This is a genomic window from Rouxiella badensis (assembly GCF_002093665.1).
Classification (GTDB): domain Bacteria; phylum Pseudomonadota; class Gammaproteobacteria; order Enterobacterales; family Enterobacteriaceae; genus Rouxiella; species Rouxiella badensis.
In genome coordinates this window covers 57491-74727 of record NZ_MRWE01000024.1, presented here as the reverse complement: position 1 = coordinate 74727, position 17237 = coordinate 57491, and the positions used below count along the sequence as shown (strand labels likewise).

The 17237-nt window shown below is 51.1% G+C and carries 17 protein-coding genes and 3 pseudogenes; 14 read left to right on the top strand and 6 right to left on the bottom strand.

Annotated features, from left to right (window positions below; genetic code table 11):
* Positions 1-119 precede the first annotated feature (119 nt).
* From ftnA to BS640_RS14690, 4 genes are all read left to right on the top strand, one after another.
* The gene (ftnA, locus tag BS640_RS14705) at positions 120-611 is read left to right on the top strand and encodes a non-heme ferritin (RefSeq protein WP_265576811.1); all 492 of its coding nucleotides are present in this window, start codon (positions 120-122) and stop codon (positions 609-611) included.
* A gap of 228 nt (positions 612-839) precedes the next feature.
* Positions 840-1223: a copper homeostasis periplasmic binding protein CopC gene (copC, locus tag BS640_RS14700; protein WP_017493798.1), complete on the top strand. Its 384-nt coding sequence runs from the start codon at positions 840-842 to the stop codon at positions 1221-1223.
* Positions 1224-1227: 4 nt separating this feature from the next.
* On the top strand, positions 1228-2112 hold the full coding sequence (gene copD, locus BS640_RS14695; RefSeq protein WP_084912826.1) for a copper homeostasis membrane protein CopD: 885 nt from the start codon (positions 1228-1230) through the stop codon (positions 2110-2112).
* A gap of 57 nt (positions 2113-2169) precedes the next feature.
* Entirely contained in the window at positions 2170-2508 is a 339-nt protein-coding gene (locus BS640_RS14690; protein ID WP_227952787.1) for a YebY family protein, read from the top strand.
* 356 nt (positions 2509-2864) lie between these two features.
* Here BS640_RS14690 and BS640_RS14685 read toward each other — a convergent pair.
* A pseudogene (locus BS640_RS14685) lies at positions 2865-3077 on the bottom strand (site-specific integrase); the annotation flags it as partial.
* Positions 3078-3366: 289 nt separating this feature from the next.
* On the opposite strand from BS640_RS14685, the gene BS640_RS22380 reads away from it, so the two are divergent.
* Positions 3367-3567 carry a DUF1203 domain-containing protein gene (locus BS640_RS22380; RefSeq protein WP_157388783.1) on the top strand — a complete coding sequence of 67 codons (201 nt, stop codon included), beginning with the start codon at positions 3367-3369 and terminating at the stop codon, positions 3565-3567.
* 55 nt (positions 3568-3622) lie between these two features.
* Here BS640_RS22380 and BS640_RS14680 read toward each other — a convergent pair whose 3' ends face one another.
* On the bottom strand, positions 3623-3820 hold the full coding sequence (locus BS640_RS14680) for a DUF1737 domain-containing protein (RefSeq protein ID WP_017493711.1): 198 nt from the start codon (positions 3818-3820) through the stop codon (positions 3623-3625).
* On the bottom strand, positions 3810-4085 hold the full coding sequence (locus tag BS640_RS14675) for a hypothetical protein (protein WP_084912825.1): 276 nt from the start codon (positions 4083-4085) through the stop codon (positions 3810-3812). The genes BS640_RS14680 and BS640_RS14675 overlap by 11 nt, the downstream gene beginning before the upstream one ends.
* 322 nt (positions 4086-4407) lie before the next feature.
* Between BS640_RS14675 and BS640_RS22440 the strand changes: the two are divergent.
* The 3 genes and pseudogenes from BS640_RS22440 to BS640_RS14655 form a co-directional block, all read left to right on the top strand.
* Positions 4408-4644: pseudogene (locus BS640_RS22440) on the top strand (transposase); the annotation flags it as partial.
* A 56-nt stretch (positions 4645-4700) separates the two neighbouring features.
* A pseudogene (locus tag BS640_RS22435) lies at positions 4701-4865 on the top strand (integrase core domain-containing protein); the annotation flags it as partial.
* Between the two features lie 834 nt (positions 4866-5699).
* Entirely contained in the window at positions 5700-6116 is a 417-nt protein-coding gene (locus BS640_RS14655) for an NUDIX hydrolase (RefSeq protein WP_017493707.1), read from the top strand.
* An 87-nt stretch (positions 6117-6203) separates the two neighbouring features.
* On the opposite strand, the gene BS640_RS14650 is transcribed toward BS640_RS14655, so the two are convergent.
* Complete coding sequence (locus tag BS640_RS14650) at positions 6204-6452, bottom strand: biofilm development regulator YmgB/AriR family protein (RefSeq protein WP_017493706.1); 249 nt, start codon at positions 6450-6452, stop codon at positions 6204-6206.
* 519 nt (positions 6453-6971) lie between these two features.
* Between BS640_RS14650 and BS640_RS14645 the strand changes: the two genes are divergently transcribed.
* From BS640_RS14645 to idi, 3 genes are all read left to right on the top strand, one after another.
* Positions 6972-7241 (top strand): hypothetical protein, encoded by a 270-nt coding sequence (locus BS640_RS14645; RefSeq protein ID WP_017493705.1) that lies wholly within the window; start codon positions 6972-6974, stop codon positions 7239-7241.
* A 202-nt stretch (positions 7242-7443) separates the two neighbouring features.
* Entirely contained in the window at positions 7444-7839 is a 396-nt protein-coding gene (locus tag BS640_RS14640; protein WP_139802819.1) for a hypothetical protein, read from the top strand.
* A gap of 4 nt (positions 7840-7843) precedes the next feature.
* Complete coding sequence (gene idi, locus BS640_RS14635; protein WP_017493703.1) at positions 7844-8407, top strand: isopentenyl-diphosphate Delta-isomerase; 564 nt, start codon at positions 7844-7846, stop codon at positions 8405-8407.
* Here the strand turns inward: idi and BS640_RS14630 are convergent.
* Positions 8376-9092 carry a Type 1 glutamine amidotransferase-like domain-containing protein gene (locus BS640_RS14630; RefSeq protein ID WP_084912824.1) on the bottom strand — a complete coding sequence of 239 codons (717 nt, stop codon included), beginning with the start codon at positions 9090-9092 and terminating at the stop codon, positions 8376-8378. The two genes, idi and BS640_RS14630, sit on opposite strands and share 32 nt — an antisense overlap.
* An 83-nt stretch (positions 9093-9175) precedes the next feature.
* On the opposite strand from BS640_RS14630, the gene BS640_RS14625 reads away from it, so the two are divergent.
* Entirely contained in the window at positions 9176-9874 is a 699-nt protein-coding gene (locus tag BS640_RS14625) for an extensin-like domain-containing protein (RefSeq protein WP_084912823.1), read from the top strand.
* A gap of 26 nt (positions 9875-9900) precedes the next feature.
* On the opposite strand, the gene BS640_RS14620 is transcribed toward BS640_RS14625, so the two are convergent.
* Complete coding sequence (locus BS640_RS14620; RefSeq protein WP_017493700.1) at positions 9901-11079, bottom strand: M20 aminoacylase family protein; 1179 nt, start codon at positions 11077-11079, stop codon at positions 9901-9903.
* Between the two features lie 473 nt (positions 11080-11552).
* Here BS640_RS14620 and BS640_RS14615 point away from each other — a divergent pair, with 473 nt between their 5' ends.
* Both BS640_RS14615 and BS640_RS14610 read left to right on the top strand, forming a co-directional pair.
* Positions 11553-14330 carry a WG repeat-containing protein gene (locus tag BS640_RS14615; protein ID WP_084912822.1) on the top strand — a complete coding sequence of 926 codons (2778 nt, stop codon included), beginning with the start codon at positions 11553-11555 and terminating at the stop codon, positions 14328-14330.
* Positions 14327-17206, top strand: a complete 2880-nt coding sequence (locus BS640_RS14610) for a WG repeat-containing protein (RefSeq protein WP_084912821.1) — start codon at positions 14327-14329, stop codon at positions 17204-17206. Before BS640_RS14615 ends, BS640_RS14610 begins: the two co-directional genes overlap by 4 nt.
* The last annotated feature ends 31 nt before the right edge of the window (positions 17207-17237 follow it).

Below are 17237 nucleotides of genomic sequence, written 5' to 3'. Positions count from 1 at the left end.
GTGGGAAACAACGCTTTTTATTTTATATAGAGTTAGGCATAATGCACGCAAATAACGCATTCTAATATCCATATAAATTTAAATATTAAATCTGGAGCCTCATCGTGCTTAAAGAAGATATGATCAAACAGCTTAATCAACAGCTGAATCTTGAATTCTATTCCGCTAACTTATATTTGCAGATGAGTGCCTGGTGCAGTGATAAAGGTTTTGAAGGTGCTGCGGCCTTCCTGATGGAACACTCTCGCGAAGAGATGGACCACATGCATCGCCTGTTCAAATATGTGAGCGACACCGGTGCACTGCCGCTGCTCGGCTCTATCGACGCCCCGCGTGCCGATTTCGAATCACTGGCCGACGTTTTCAATCTTGCCTATCAGCACGAGCAGTTGATCACTGAAGAGATCAACAAGTTGGCTGACCTGGCGATGACCACTAAAGATTACTCAACCTTCAACTTCCTGCAGTGGTATGTGGCAGAACAGCATGAAGAAGAGACTCTGTTCAAATCTGTCCTGGATAAACTCGGTCTGGTGAGCAATACCGGTAACGGTCTGTTCTTCGTGGATAAAGATCTGAAAAACATGGTTGGCCAATCGCCGTCAGCCTGATTTTTCCGCTAAGTGTTGAAACGCAGAATACGTTAACCGTGTTCTGCGTTTTTTTTATTTTACTCTTATTATTCATGTGATTATTGACATCCCCGCTGAGCTTTTCGTGCGAAATTTGCACATTTCTTATTTTCTGCATTGATTACCCGTTAATTTCCACAGATCCCAACGGCAGATTGCGCTAAAGTTGCGGCTGAATTTTCATCTTCAATTAGCCAAGGAATAATTGTGTCTATTAAAAAACTGATGCGTCTGCGTATTCTCAGTTCTGCCTGCGTTCTAGCCGCAGGTTTGATTTCACAACAGGCTTTTGCCCACGCTCATCTCAAGAGTGAGACGCCGGCTGCCGATAGCCAAGTCAGCGTAGCACCGACCGAGCTCACTCTCGGATTTAGCGAGGGCGTGGAACCCAGCTTCAGTAAAGTCGTGCTGGAAGGTCCGAACAATCAGCCGGTAAAAACCGGTGATTTCAAACTGGCCACCAACGACAACACTCAGGTCCTGATTGCCCTACCTGCGCCATTGACCCGCGGTAAATATAACGTCTCATGGCACGTTGTTTCCGTTGATGGACATAAGACCCAAGGTACCTACAGCTTTACGGTAAAGTAACGTTATGAGCCTGGCATCGCTGTTTGTCCTGTGCCGCTTTGTGCACTTTATTTCCGTGATGCAACTTTTTGGCGCCTGCGTCTTCACTCGTTTGCTGTCTCCGCAAGGTTTGTCCGCACTCCTGGCGCGTAAAAACCAGACCCTGATCCTGACCTCGGCCTGCCTTTCTGCGTTAACCGCGCTGTTGATGGTCGCCGTGCAGGCAGGGGTTATGGGCAACGGATGGACCGACATGCTCAATGTGAATGTTTGGCTGCTGGTGCTGACCACCACCTTTGGAGAGGTTTGGCGCTGGCATATGCTGATGGCGCTGGTCGCGCTGCTGCTGATTCTTATCGATGGCCTGCCCGGACGTTTTCTGATGGCGATGCTGCTAAGCGCCGGAATGCTGATAGGGCAGGCGCTCATCGGTCATGCGGCCATGCATGAAGGCACCTTGGGCGTATTGCAGCGCACTAACCACGCCGTGCATTTGCTCAGTGCCGCATACTGGTTTGGCAGCCTGATCCCGTTGCTGACCTGCATGAGGCTGACCCATCAGCCCGCGACTCGACCTGAGGCGATTGTGGCTCTGCTGCGATTCTCAACGCTCGGGCACGCGGCTGTTGCGCTTGTCGTACTGACCGGTATCGCCAATAGCGCATTCATCTTGCAGCGTTGGCCAACGGACATTCACTCGCCTTATGAGCTGCTGCTTGTTTGTAAGGCCGCGCTGGTGACCGTGATGGTCGCGGTGGCCATTTATAACCGCTATTGGCTGGTTCCGCAGTTCGCGCACCACAATGAGCATACGCAGCGACGCATGATCGCCGTTTGCTGGCTGGAGTTTGCTTTGGCACTGTTGGTGATTGCTTTGGTGAGCCTTTTTGCTACCCTATCGCCTAATTAGTTGTGCTGAGCATTGGATTGGCAACAAGATTGTTATTGAGAAGTTTAACGAGGAAGAGTGATGAAAAAAACGCTACTTGGGGGCCTGTTGCTCACCCTGTCTGCCAGCTGTTTCGCAGCGCCGCAAGTTGTTACCGTGAGCCGTCTGGAATATGGTAAGGCATGGGCGTTCACCCGTGAAGAAGTGATGCTGCAATGCCGACCGGGCAAAGCCCTGTTCGTGATTAATGACAGCACGCTGGCGCAGTATCCGCTGAATGATGTAGCAGAGCAGTGGGTGAAAGAAGGGAAGGTGAGTGCACAGCCGCTGAGCATTATTCAGCTGGATGACCCCAAAAATCCCGGCCACAAGATGAGTCTTGCCCCGTTTATCGAGCGCGCTGGAACCCTGTGTTAAGTTGAGCTTCCTGAGGCTGATCCACGTCGGCCTCTTTAATATCCCCCTGTCTAAAAACCCCCTTCTTGCTTGAATTCCACACAGTTAATGGGTGGTTTTGCGAATGTTGTCACAAAACGTAACTCATTTCGTTAAGTAATTATCACAGGTCGTCAAACTCGCTGGAAAAGCATTTAAGCTCGACTACTCTTTAAGTTGTATGGCTTAACCGCCTGCATCAATGCCAACTTTTAGCGCACGGCTCTCTCCCAAGAGCCATTTCCCTAGACCGAATATAGGAATCGTATTCGGTCTTTTTTTTGCCCGCTATCAAAATCAACCACTTAAAATAAAATCAACTACTTAACCTCATCGAGTTACCCTGAATTGTTCCCAGAAAGAACCTCTGTAGCCATTTTACCGCCACTTTTGGCAGGCATTTTTGCACCCAAAATCGATAACGGATTATTGGTTAAGGCATCTTCTAAATGGTCAGGGGCAAAGTGGGCATAGCGCATCGTTACGCGGATATCCGAGTGGCCGAGAATGCGTTGCAGCACGACAATAATGCCGCCGGACATCATAAAGTGGCGGTTTTTTATACCTAAGCTCAACGCATTCCCAATCCTCTTCATCTGGCAGAGACTTTGGAATGCGTGACCAAAGTTGCTCAGCTTCCCCTGCTTGCTCACTCTGCGGTGCCGTTTGGCAAAGAATAAACGTCCAATCCTGAGGCGTAACGCCACCCTTTGCTGATGACACCTAAGGACCATAAAGATTGGGTAAATTTCGAGACCGCTCTTAAGTCGTGGGCATTCACCATCGGCGAGTTAACCACCGGTTGGCTGCCGCTGTGTCAGGGATATATCGGTTCAAATCGTGAGGAAAAAAATCACAGGCAAAGTCACGCTTGACGGCCCTGTCGAAATCAATAAAACACTGATAGTCGAGGGTACAGTTACGCAACCTGAAGAAGTTAAGGCAAAAATTTTAGCGTTATTTCAGAGGCCAGAAGTTAAATTTATTCTGGCCCATAATGCGAAAAAGGGATGTTTTTCATGTCGAATAACTCGTGATTAGATTTCTGATGATTGTCTATTCCATAACCCGCCCGGCCTGTTAGAAAAAGGGTGATCTAACTCTTTTCACTTTTCCAAATTATTGCTTGGGCAGCGATCACGGTCTTTTTGTCAGAGTCGTAGGTAATTGCCGGATTTCCGTAAAGCTCATACCCAAGCTCAAGTGCGGCAGAAACACGATGACAGAAAGATGCGTCATCCGGGCCAGTCAAAAGCCTGTATCTTGGTAAGCCTTCGGGTGGATTATTTGGCATGTATAGCTTCCTTAAAATTGATGTGCTCAATTGCCGCTAAGATATAAGACGAGTTGAAAGTAACGTCGCGATAGGTTATTGGCATAATGCCTCCCGTCTTTTTAAACAGATTATGAAACTCTTCTAACTCGGTTTGACGCAATGGGCGTTGATTGCCTTTGGAGTTCAGGATAAACAGTCGGCTATTTTCACTGTAAATACTGAAAGATTTCTTGCGGGCAGCCGTGAATAGTTCGACCGGTGTGACAAAGTAAGCGGTCATCATGCTTAAAAATCTCTCTGAAGACAGAGCGCTAATCGACTCTATGGTTACCTCCGAAAATAAAACCGTTTTGATATAATCTGCACGCTATCTAAATCTTTTAACATTCTATTTAAAGCTATCAGAAATTCTCATTTCTAACCATCGAAAGAGCCGCTTTGACGTATGTCTCATCTGGTTTAAATCTCGACATATACGCAGGCAGATCACTAGGATTTTTTTCCGTTGATCGTTGCTATAAACGCGTGACCTTGACCCAAAATCCTGCTCCATTCAGAAACAGAATTCCGGCATGATATTGACTCCCCTGAACGGAGGGGGGCAGATGAAAAAGTCACGATTCACCGAAGAGCAGATTGTCTTTGCTCTCAAGCATGCCGAGCTGGGTATCTCCGATGCCACGTTTTACACCTGGCGCAAGAAATACGGCGGAATTTCTCCTTCTGAACTCAAACATATGCGGCAGCTGGAAGAGGAAAATCTGCGGCTGAAGAGGCTGGTTGCTGACCTCAGCCTCGACAAGGCGATGCTGCAGGACGTGCTGGCAAAAAAGAACTGCCGATGGCAGCGCACTGCGCCTGCGTATCCGTGGGATCACTGAAATGCGAATTCTGCTCTGAATTTACAGGAAAAATGCTGGACAGGTGGACGTATGAAAGAGGGGTAAGGATCGACTTCTCACGCCCAGGAACGCCGACGGACAATGCGACGGTGGAGTCCTTCAACGGCAGGTTAAGGCAGAAATGCCTGAACGATAGTGGGTTTATGTCTCTGGAGGATGCCCTCCGAATTTGCCGGTTTCCAGAATATGCAGCCAGAATGAAGCCGGTTATTCCTGAATATGGCTGGATCACATACGGGGAGCGGGTCAACAAGTTTCACATCTCATCTTAGTCATTAACGACATCTTACTTAGCGTGAAATATTGCTCTCGATAATAGCCTTAAAGCCTGTCCTATCACCCCATCCTTGCGCTACATCAACATCCCAGATAATGAAATTAACTAAATTACTCCCCGCTGTTTATGCGTCGTGAGTCTGGGGCCAAATTCTTTTAATCCCGCTCCCATCAGCCCTAAGAAAAATAGCGACAAATTTTAATGCTGTTGAAAATATCTGGGTAAAAACAATGTTTACGTTGTTCTATTTGTCCGTTGTTATGGTATTTGAAATCACTCTAAGTACGGTTTGCCGACGAGGATATCTAAAATATTTAAAAATCTTCCATCGTTACCATTTCCGTTCTCTCCGCAAACCTCGTCAGCTACTCTTTATCCCGCACGGTCATCGTTGGGAAATTCTAAAACTTCAGCATTTAGGCGCGATGAGCCCATCAGGCAGAGCTTATCCTTCTACCTACGTGATTGCCCGCTGTCAGGGATGCGGGGTCCGTAAGCACAAAGTCTTCTACAACAGCCATCTCAAGGTCTCTCAGTGCAGGCGTTGGTTATAGGAGCAAGGCGCAATGTCTCTATTCTTATTACCTTAACATTCGTGCCTTAAATATCTGAGAGCTCTGAGTGTCGCGTTCAGTTTGACGAATAAATCTGTCATCTGATGGTCTTATTTTTTATCTATCTTTTATAAAAACATCCTCTCTTTCTTACGGAGAAGCTTATGCAGCCGTACCAGGAATCGCTATTTCCCGTCTCGATTAAGGGGATTGTGCAGATTAGCGACAAGATTCTGCTATTAAAAAACGAGCGGGAAGAGTGGGAGTTGCCGGGGGGAAAGCTCGAGAAAGGGGAAACGCCTGAAGAATGTCTTATCCGTGAAATGTATGAGGAGACGCAGATAGCGTCGTCGGTGCAGGGCATTATCGACGCCTGGCTTTACCGGATTGGTGCTAAAGAAATATTGATTGTGACCTATCTCATGAAGGTTGAACCGGCCTCAAGCCAAACGATAAAAGTCAGCCATGAGCATAAAGAAATAGGGATGTTTAGTCTGAATGAGATTGCAGAGCTCAATATGCCAATGGGGTACAAGACGTCGATAGGGCGAGCAGTAGGGCGAGTCATTAACCCAGTTTGAGAGCCTATAGGCAAAGGATGCAGCGACATACGCATAATCTGACCATCACAAGGCACATAAGGTATCGCGCCCTGTGATGAAGATTTTTTAAATCAGGTCGTCCGGGGTACGAAATACTACTGTTTCGAGGGCGTTTCGATAAATATCTGATTTGACCACGTCTGTTTCTATTTCTAATCGTTCGAGCAGTTTTGCCATGATTGCTTTGTTATTGACCAGTCGTCCTTTGAGGGAAAGTTCTATCTTTATTTCCTGAATGACGTCTGATTCGCTTTTAATGGCATGAGCAGTCTTGACGCGGGATTTTTCTAACTCAACGCTGTTTATTTGAGACATTTTATAACCCCATGAGTAGTCAAAAAAATACCACTGAAGGTGGAAATCGAGTGGCACCTTCAGTGGCAATGCAAAGCATCTTCGTTACGAGCTCTAATTGAGCTTCATTAAACTTATACAAAACTCTTACTTTGTACAACTTACATTTGATCAATTTGTGCTATTTAAGTATTCTTAAATACGTACTAATAAAACGCTAAGGCAATTAATTAATTAAAGATAACTTAAATTTTTTAATGGGTTAGTCATGCTGTGACTTCACTCTTTCATGCCAGGAAAGGGCGTGTCTGGCACAGAATTGCTAGCAAAATCGGTACAGGATTTTGACCAGGTTGTACAACTTTCCGAGATCGCTAAGCGACCATAATTCCGAGAGATTTTCTGAATTTCCTAATCAAGACCACAAATAAAAGTTGTCCAATGTTCTACGCTTTATGGGTGAGTGAGTTTTAAGCTCATGGTGAAAAAAACAACGACTGTTATCTTCGTCTACCCCTCTCATCCTAAAAGGAACTGAAAATGAGTGAAGCCATGTTTGAGCAAGCGCCTTTGCCGCTGTTAACTCAGTTTACGCTGGGTGACAAAGTGACTCTGGTGACCTTCCCCGTAGGAAATCCGCCGGTGAGTTATCGACTCGAGACGAGGATTACGGAGGTTGAAGACGGTAATTATGAAGGAGAGATAACGAAAGTGACGCCGATGGGCCGTGAGGCGTTTGATCAACATCATTTCCACGTCGGTGGGCATGTTGAGTTCGAGACCAGCAACATCTTGGGAAACGCACCATAAGAACATTTTAATTCTTCAACTTCCGTTACATTACAGGCCTTCTCTATTCTCTGCACTAGCGCTACCTTAGCAGCGCGAGTGCAGATGAAATCAGATATCGCCGATTCAAGCATCATGAGTACTCTGCCACGGTTTAGCTCTCTGAAATTTGATTGCTTTAAGGCGATGAACAATTCCTTTGTTATCTCGCGGAGACCTTAACGTGCGAAAGTTACTCATGATTTGTGCTGCACTGGTGTTGGCTGGGTGTTCTAGTGGCCCTTATGCCCCAACGCAACAGGTTTTGCAGGCCTATACCACCAGTAAACCCGACACCACCAAAGTTCGTGTACACCGACAGCCCCAACTTGCGGGATCGATTCTTGACGAGAGCTGTCCGCTGATTGTTTATGTTGATGACAAAGAAGCGGCCGGACTACAGAAAAATCAGTATGTTGACCTGTATCTGGCGAACGGTGTGCACAGCCTGAAAGTGAAATTTTCCTGTGCAATAACCCCTATAGATAAAGCATTGACCATCCAGGTGGACGGTACGCCGCAAAGTTATGAAACGGCTTTAAATGATGCGCAACGCTATAGCCTGACAAGAGTGAAGTAAAGTTATGTCCCTCATTATTGAAGATAAAGTGCAAGAAGAACGCCTGATTCTGGTTGATGAACAGGATAACAAGGTCGGCGTAGGCACCAAGATGCAGGTTCATCTGCAGGGCGCACTGCATCGCGCTTTTTCGGTATTTATTTTTGATAGTCAGGGACGTCTCATGCTTCAACAACGCGCCAGTGGAAAGTACCATTCTGGCGGTCTTTGGACCAACTCTTGCTGCGGCCACCCACGTCCCGGTGAGAGTAACCTGGCTGCCTCTACCCGCAGGCTGTATGAGGAGATGGGATTCCACTGTGAATTGCAGGAAGTAGACCAGATCCTCTACCGCGTCGATGTCTCGAATGGTTTGGTAGAAAATGAATTTAACCATACTTTTATCGGCCTGTTCGAAAGAACGCCCGAGCTTAATCCGGAAGAGGCGGAAGGTTGGCAGTGGATCTCGGTGCCCGACGTCTTTACTGCCGTCGAGCAGGACTCTTCAAGGTTTACTGCGTGGTTCAAGGTTATCCTTGCCCATTTCGGGCAAGAGACTATTCAGCAGTGGGCCTCTCGCTATCGCTGAGTGAGATCAGTGTTTTGCCGTGTTCTGCCGCATCGGTCCTGATTATTTTATGAAGTTTCCCATCTCGAAAATGCAGGGCTACGCCGTCATCGGCGGCGTAGGCGGGCAAAATGTTCTGCTCTGCCAGCAACGCACTGAAAGATTCCTCGCGTCCTTCCTCAGATCCGAAATGCGGGCACATGACGCCCGTCAGCAGCCCCAAGCCTGGGATGAGTGAATAGCCACCGCCCGAATCCGAATGCCCTAAATCAAACCAGCAGATAGCTCCGGCGCTCACGCCGCAGAGGATAGTGCCGTGGCGCATGGCCGATTTGAGCTGTTGATCGATTGAAAATTCTTTCCAGACTGCCAGCATGGCCCGCGTATTACCGCCCGCGACAAAAATCACGTCAGCTCGCGCTATCATCTCGTCGATCTGTTTAACCGTAGGATAAGGCGTGCGGAAGAAAGACAGGCTCTCTACCAGGTAGCCGGCCGACGCGAATTTTTTCTCGAATTGCTCAATCCTCTCTGGAACGTCTCCGCTCGCCGTGGAGATATACAGAATCTGCGGACTTTCTTTTTGGCTTAAGGACAGGATATAGCGATCGATGGCCGTAATCTGCTGCATATCGGCCGCAGTCTCACCGCCTATAGCTACAATGTGGACCTGATTCGGTACGGTATTTTCAGCGTTGACGGTCATCTTTACCTCGTCTCAAATAAATCGCATATCCTTCACTATAATAGAAAATTCGTAATGTCATGGTCGCCAGAGGAGCAAAGGGTATGCGTTATATCCTCTTCGCGTTGGTTTTACTGGGTGTGAGTGTCGCCTTTTTTCCGTGGTTAGAGAGCCAACTGCCCGCGCAATACAATCCTTTTACGCCATTGTCAGTGACCGATGCTCCCGGCCTGATGACTCAGTATAAACTCAGGAAAATAAGTAAAAATCAGGCTGCGTGCCTTGCCGTGCTCGAGAGTGCCAGGGCCGCAGGCCTGATTAATTTCCAATCTGTACCTGATAGCGGTGGCCAGTGTCCTTTGACCGGCGCAGTGCGAGTACAAAATTTCGGTTCGGTGGCGCTGAGCTCGAGCTTTTTGGCGAGCTGTCCGTTGGCAGTCAGCGGCACGATGTTTGTGGCACAGGCGGCCGCACCCCTTGCCGAGCAGGTCTTTGGCCAAAGGCTGGTCAGAATCGACCACCTCGGCAGCTTTGCCTGTCGCAATGTTTATCACCGTGCGGTGGGCAGGCTGAGTGAGCATGCGACTGCCGAGGCCCTGGACGTCGCGGGTTTCAGGATGAAGGACGGTGAAGATGTGACCGTAGCAAGCGGATGGAAACGAGAGGGAAAGGACGCCGACTATCTGCATCAGGTCTTTCGCGGAGCCTGTCCGTTTTTTGGCAATATTATTGGGCCGGATTATAACGCAGCGCACGCCAATCATTTTCATCTTGGCATGCGCTGGTTTGGATTCTGCCGCTAACAGAAGACGCTGACAGAGTCTTTCAATTAATCGGCCAGGTAGCGTTCGACCAGACGGGTCCAGTAGGCGACGCCAAAGGGCAGACTTTCGTCGTTAAAATTATAGGCCGGGTTATGCAGTACGGCACTGTCACCGTTGCCCATACGCAGGAAGCAGCCCGGTTTTTGCTGTAGGAAGTAGGCAAAGTCCTCGCTGCCGGAGATAGGCGGCAGGTCGGGTACCACATTCTCTTCACCGAGCAGCTCTTGAGCGACCTGAGTGGCAAATTCGGTCTCTTTTTGATGGTTGACCAACACCGGATAACCGGGCACATAGTCAATCTCTGCGCGAGCGCCGTAACCTTCCGCATGGCTGGCGATCAGCGCTTTGATACGGTCTTCCAGAATTTTACGCACGCCGGTATCAAATGAACGCACGCTCATCTCGAGACGCGCGCTATCAGGGATAACGTTGGCGGCAAAGCCCGAATGCAGCGAACCGATGGTGATAACGGCGGTTTCATTAGGGTCGATGTTGCGTGAAATGATGCTCTGAAGTGCGACAACCAGGCTGCTGGCGACCAAAATTGGGTCAACGGTCATGTGAGGACGCGCCGCGTGACCGCCTTTACCGTGAATGGTCACGTTAACGGTATCGCAAGCTGCCATAAACGCGCCCGTGCGGAACATCATTTTACCCACGGGATAACCCGGGTGGTTGTGCAGGCCGAAGACTGCGTCGCAAGGGAATCTGTCGAACAGTCCCTCAGCCAGCATACGTTCAGCACCGCTGTTGAAGCCAATTTCTTCCGCAGGCTGGAAGAAAAGGTGCACAGTGCCGGAGAAGTTGCGGCTGCGTGCCAGCTGTGCGGCCGCACCGAGCAGCATCGTGGTGTGGCCATCGTGGCCGCAGGCGTGCATTTTGCCGCTCACGTTGCTGGCGTACGCAAGACCGGTCTGTTCGAGGATAGGCAGGGCGTCCATATCGGCACGAATACCGATGCTGCGCGTGCCGTTACCGACCTTAAGGGAGCCGACAACGCCGTAGCCGCCAACGCCGGTCGTAACCTCAAACCCCAGCTCATGGAGTTTTTTGGCAACCAGTTCGGCAGTCTTGGCTTCTTCGTTGGATAATTCTGGGTTTTGATGCAGGTGTTGGCGAATCTCACGCAGGCCAGGCTCGAGGTCGGCTACGTCAGCAATGGTGCAAAGATTTTTAATAGTCATGGCGGTTAATCTGTCTCTTTATAAGAGGATAACTGTTGAGAGGTTGCGTTGTGCATCACACAGGATGCAGTTTCTGAATGCGCTTGGCAATGCTTCACAGAGTGTCAAACGAAGGACGGACTATCGCTCTGTATCTGCTATAAATTTAAGATGAGAATTTCGTAAAACGGCGTTATGGGCGAAGCCTGTGGCGCAGTTCAGCGTCAGGTTGCCGAGTTTTAAACAAATTTTTGCGCTAGAAAGGGCAAAATGTCGTTTTTTTACACGCTGATGTCGTTATAAAGTGTATTCATTCGTTACCAGCTAATAAAATAGCTGCTTTTTCTTGCGCAAGCTGACACCCTATAAGAAACAGCGGACAACATTACATTGAATCTGATTATCATCGAATTTTCGCTGCCAGCGGTACCTTATCAATCTCTGTGGGTTCCAGCTTCAAACTTTTCATCATTTTTCAGTCATAAGGGAATCGGATGATTTATTCCGAAACACTAAAACATGTCATGAATTTCAGTGCCTTAGCGCTGGTTCTCGGAGCAGCATTTTCTACGCCAGCCCATGCCGATGAGGCTTGGCTTCGCGCGTGTGCCATTGCCAAAACCGCGGATGGCTGCCAGCAGCCTTTCCAGCAGGGGCTGGCACCGGTAATGATGGGCTCGGCCCGTGAGTCGCAAGGCCTGTGGGGATACATCGATGTTTCAGGTAAGATGGCCATCGAGCCTGCATATCGTGAAGCCCGTGGCTTTGTCAACGGACTGGCCGCTGTCAAGAAAGATGACTTGTTTGGCTATATAGATGCAAAAGGCAATCTGGCAATCCCGGCACGCTTCACCCGCGCTACCGATTTCAACGCCAAAGGCACTGCGTTGGTGGTCATCGACGATCGTCTGGCGTTGATAGACCGCCAGGGGGCAGTCATCAAGACCTTACCGTTCGCCGCCTCTCTCAACTCTGAAGGTTTTAAACAAGGGCAGCCGCTGGCCAGCGTCCAGATGCAGATCTCTCCTGCGCTGTGGAATGCATCATCAGGCCGTTCCGTGTCGCTACCGGATGATGTTATGAACCTTGACGAGCCGCAGTCTGGCCTTATTCCTGCTCAGCAGCGCGATACGGCGCAAAGTGGATATTGGGGTTACCTCGATGACAGCGGCGAATGGGCGATTGACCCCATGAAGCTGAAGACCCGCAACGAACCGATGCTTAACGGTAACGTGGTTGCGGTGAAGGGCAAGTCAAGCTGGACCTTCTTCGACCGCAACGGCGTCAGTCTGAGCAAAGAACAGTACAAATCCGTAAAACCACTGAGTTCAGGCAGTTGGCTGGTGGTGGATGCAAACAATGTTCAGCAATTACTCAGTAATAAATTAGAGAAAACTCAGGATATTCCAGCCGATCAGGCCGAGGAATTCCACACCTGGGGCCACTGGCTGATTGGTCAGGGCAGTAAGGGCATCGTGATGGTGGGCCCTGACGATCGCATTGTCGATGTTAAAGCCAACAAGCCTCAGTTACTCACCCAGAACGGGCATCTTTGGGTATTGCAGGCTGACCGTGGCACAGAGGATAAATCTGCCCAGCTGGTGCAGGTTTATGACAGCAACGGCGTCGGTCTGCTGACGCAGGCAACGCTGACTGCGCTAAACGATTACAAGGTTCAGCCGCTGGATGCTCGCGGACTTGACGACAACGCCGTGTCTCAGCCTGCGGGGCTGCCGATGGCGCTGCTGACGCCGGTCGACAAAAAGAAAGTGCCTGCGATTCTCACCTCGCAAGGGCTTATCTTTAACAGCCCGCAGTGGGCGTCGCTGGATGCGCCGGGCCGTATGGGGCCGCTGGTGGTGAAAACCGAAAACGGCACGACTGGCGCGGTCAATGCCGACGGTCAGTGGGTAATCCAGCCAAAATTCAAGCAGATATCGCCGTTTGACGGGCCTTATGCCTGGGCGATGGTCGTCGATGACAAGAACGTTGAAAGCCGCAAGGTTATTGACTCACTGGGCAACCTTATTGATATCCCAACTCGCGTGATACAGACCGCGCAGTCAATTTCCGGCGGTGACCTGCTTTACACCGAGGGCGACAATAATGACCGCCGTTGGGGTATCTGGGACATCGCCAGCAACAGCGCTAAAATTCCAACCCGCTTCACACAGCTTGAGGCATTCCACGACGGTTACGCACTGGCAAAAGTGGCCGCAGGATGGGGAGTTATCGATACCAAAGGTCAGTGGGCCATTGCTCCAGACGCTAACCGAACCGGCAAGCCGCAGCCGGTAGGCGACAGTATTTTCGTGATTGCCGACGGCGACCAGCCGGGCGAACACGGTGACGGCAGCACGCGCTATAGCCTCTACAGCGCCATCAGCGGCCTGGCATTAGCAAGCGATTTGCTGAGCAACCCGCAGAAGGTGGGGGATAATCACTGGTTAATCCAGCCGGCAAACGGCGGCGTTGGCCTGATGGATGACGACGGCCGTTCGGTGGTCAGTAAAGACGTTGTGCCGCAGTCTATTCACATTGACGGTGACTGGACGCTGCTGAGCTTTGGGCCGCACTATGGTGCTGTCGATGACCAGGGCAATTGGCAGATTGCGCCAGCCTATTCGGCTCCACTGAACTTTATTACGCCACAAAACTGGGCCAGCGCGCTGAGCGACAAACGCATTACCCTGATCGATCAAAACGGCATTGAGCCTCTGGCTGATAAAGACAATGCACAGCCGCTTGCCTCGATGGATCGCATTGTCATGAATGACGACAGCACCGGCGAAACCGTACTCTTTGATACGCAGGGCAATGAAGTTCAACGTTATCCTGGCTTGAACAGCATCCTGCCTGCCGCCTCGAGCGAGGGCATGGTGCCGCTGCGGGGCGCTAACGGTCTGTATGGATTCATCGATGCCAGCGGCAAACAGCTGATTGGCAGCTACTTTACCCAGGTCGGTGCGATGAAAGACACCCGTGCCAAAGCGGTGAAGCAGGATACCTACGGTCCGCTTATTGGTTACATCAATGGCACCGGTAGCTTCACGATTCTACCGAAATACAATTGGGCGACCGACTTTAGCGAGAAACGCGCCTGGGTGGCCGCCAAGGGGCTGGTGCAGGTTATCAACACCGACGGCGCTGTGCAGGCGCAGTTTGCGCTGCGCTGTAATCAGCGCGTTATTCTGGATGCCAAAAACAAACAAACCTGGCCTGCGAAAACGGTGAGTTGTGCCAATTCCGCTCAAAACGGAGAGGCACAATGAAACTGATGAACCTTAAGCCTCTTTCGCGCGCCGTGCGCCAGGTTATCACCGTCGGTGGGACCGTTGGCCTGCTGGGTCTGACCTTTGCGGCTCAGGCCGATACCGACACCGCCTGTTTCGGGCCGTCTAACCTGACCGACGCCACGCTGCGTGCCGAAACGGCGCAGCCTGCCACTCTGAATATTTGTATCCGCCCGGTGCATGATGGCCGTGCTGCCGTGTTGCTTCCCGATGCTCAGCAGGCTATCGATGACGTCGCGCTGGAGAAAGGCCTGGACGGCCACCGCTGGGGCTTCCTCGATAATCGGGGTCAATTGGTGATTAAACCTGTTTTTGAGCAGGTCGGTGACTATTACTACGGTCTCGCCGCGGCGCAGCAAAAAGGCAAATGGGGATACATCGATAATACCGGCAACTGGGTTATTCAGCCGATCTTTGATAAGGCCGGGAATTTCACTCAGGTTGACCTTGCAGTGGTCAACAATGCTGGCAAAAACGAAATCATCAACCGTAAGGGACAAACCGTTGGCAAGCCACTCGATGCGTTGGTCGATGACGTACAGTTGTCCGACGGTAATCCGGCCCGACTGGCGCTGAACTACAAAACCGTGCTGCTGTCGCCTGACGACAAGCGCCACGTGGCCAATGACAAGATGGAAGTGGTGCTGCCTTTCGGGCAGAGCGGACTGTTTATCGCTCGCGACGCCGATCAGGGCTATGGCATCGCCAGTCAGAATCTGGACTGGCGTATCAACCCACAGTTCAGCAACATTACGCTAAATGACAGCAATACGGCGTTGGCGATAGCCAAAACCCAAGACGGTGTGCAGCTGATTCGCACCGACGGCGTGTTGAATGACAAGACTTATCAGTCCGTTAGCCCGCTGAATGACAAGTTCTGGCTGGCTAAAACGGCCGACAAAAATAGCCTGCTTGATAACGACGGCAATGAAATCGCCTCGCTGAGCAATGAGGCCGTCGCCGGTCTGACCGTGCAGGGCGAGTTCCTGCTGGATAACAGCGGTAAAGAGAACCTGACGGTATTTGTGCCCGGCAAGAAACAGATCATTACTTTGCCGAAGGGCAGTGTGCCGTTCGACCAGCCTAGCGGCAGCTTCCTGCTGACCACGCGGGGCGATCAGCACAAGGTGAATGCCATCATCTCACCCGATGGGAGTCTGATTGGCGGTGCGCAGCCGGTGAACTGGCTGGCGCAGGTCAACAATGCCGAGGTGATCAACGGTCGTCTCTGGTTGCACGACGAGCAGGGTGCGCTGATCAATATCATCGATAACGCCGGTAAAACGCTGCTGAATGCCAAAAATGTTGCCGCGTTGAACGATTATCGCATTCAGCCGCTTAACGACCAGCAGACTGATAAATCTTCCCCGTTGGCGTTGATCAGGCCCGACCCGGATGCTTCGAAAGCAGGTGCCGGATTCATTCGTGCAGACGGCGGTGTGCAGATTGAAGGCAAGTGGCAGGATATTGAGCCAGCCGACAGCAGTGAGTCGGCGCGCAGCGGTCTGGCCCAGCAGTTTATCGTTAAAACTGCGCAGGGAACCGGTGTGGTTGACGCCCAGGGCAAAACGCTTATTCCTCTCACGGAGGATAATATCGCGCCGTTTATCAATGGCTATGCTCTGGATTATCAAGACGGCAAGCTGACGACTATCGACACTCACGGTAAGCATTTCGCGCTGCCGAACGAGTTCGAGTTGCAGTCGGTGGGCAACGGCTGGTTCCGTTTCCGCGAGACGGCCGCTGAGGGCGCGCTGTGGGGCATCTATGACGTGGTTAACCAGAAGGTCATCGTTGGGCCGAACTATCAATCGGTAGGCACCTTCGAGAACGGTCTGGCTGACGTACAGTTGCCAAACGGCCAATGGGGTATTATCGATGCCGGCGGCAAACTGCTGGTGGCACCGGACTATGCCAGCGTGCGTCGCATCAACAATGCGCTGTGGCAGCTCACTCTGCCGCGCAAAACCCCAGACCAACCGGCGTCGGAGCTACAGTCAGAAATTATTGCCAACGACGGCAAGGTTCGCATTGGCCTGACGACCGACCTCAACGTCAATCAGTTCAACGACGGCCGCATTCTGGCGACCTCGGCGGAAGGACAGTCGTGGCTGCTTGACGCGCAGGGCAACATCGAGCTGCACGAGCAGCAGACCAAGATTACGGCGGTGGGCGACTGGGTCAAACTCTCTCGTCAACCGCAGATTGGCTATCTCAACGCGCAGGGCATCTGGCAGATTCAGCCACAAATCCTGCCGAGTTCAGCGTTTGTCAATGCCCGTGCGCTGCGCATTCAGCCGCAGGGCACCGAGCTTATCGATGAAAAAGGCGTGCGTGTCGCCGCGATGCCTGACGGCAACTGGCAGCTTCCGGCCGGCAGCGATATGTCGGTTTCTTACGATACAGAAGATGGCAAACCGACCACGCGCTACGTCGATACCACCGGCAAGCTGGTGATTACCACCCCTGGCATCGGCAGTGGCATGCAGGGTGGTCAGGCGGTATTGAGCGAGGCCGACGGCAATAAAACCTGGATTGACGCACAGGGGCACCCGTCCGCAGCGATAAACTTTAGCGGTCTGGGGCTGATTTCCGAAGGGCTGGCTTTTGCGCAGGTTGGGGAAAACTATGGTTATATCAATGCGCAGGGCAGCTTTGTCATTCCGCCGGTGTTTAATGCCGTCTCGGCCTTTAACAGCGGTGTGGCGATTGTCTCCACGGCTAAAATGTCGATGATGCTTGACGCGACCGGCAAACCGTTGGCTCGCGTGGACCACGAGTGCGGTATACAGGTGCTTTACGGCAGCGGTAATACCCGTCTGTGGCCGCAAACGATGCCGGTGAAGTGTCCGTAATCGACGGCATCCCCGGCGATAAATTTTCATG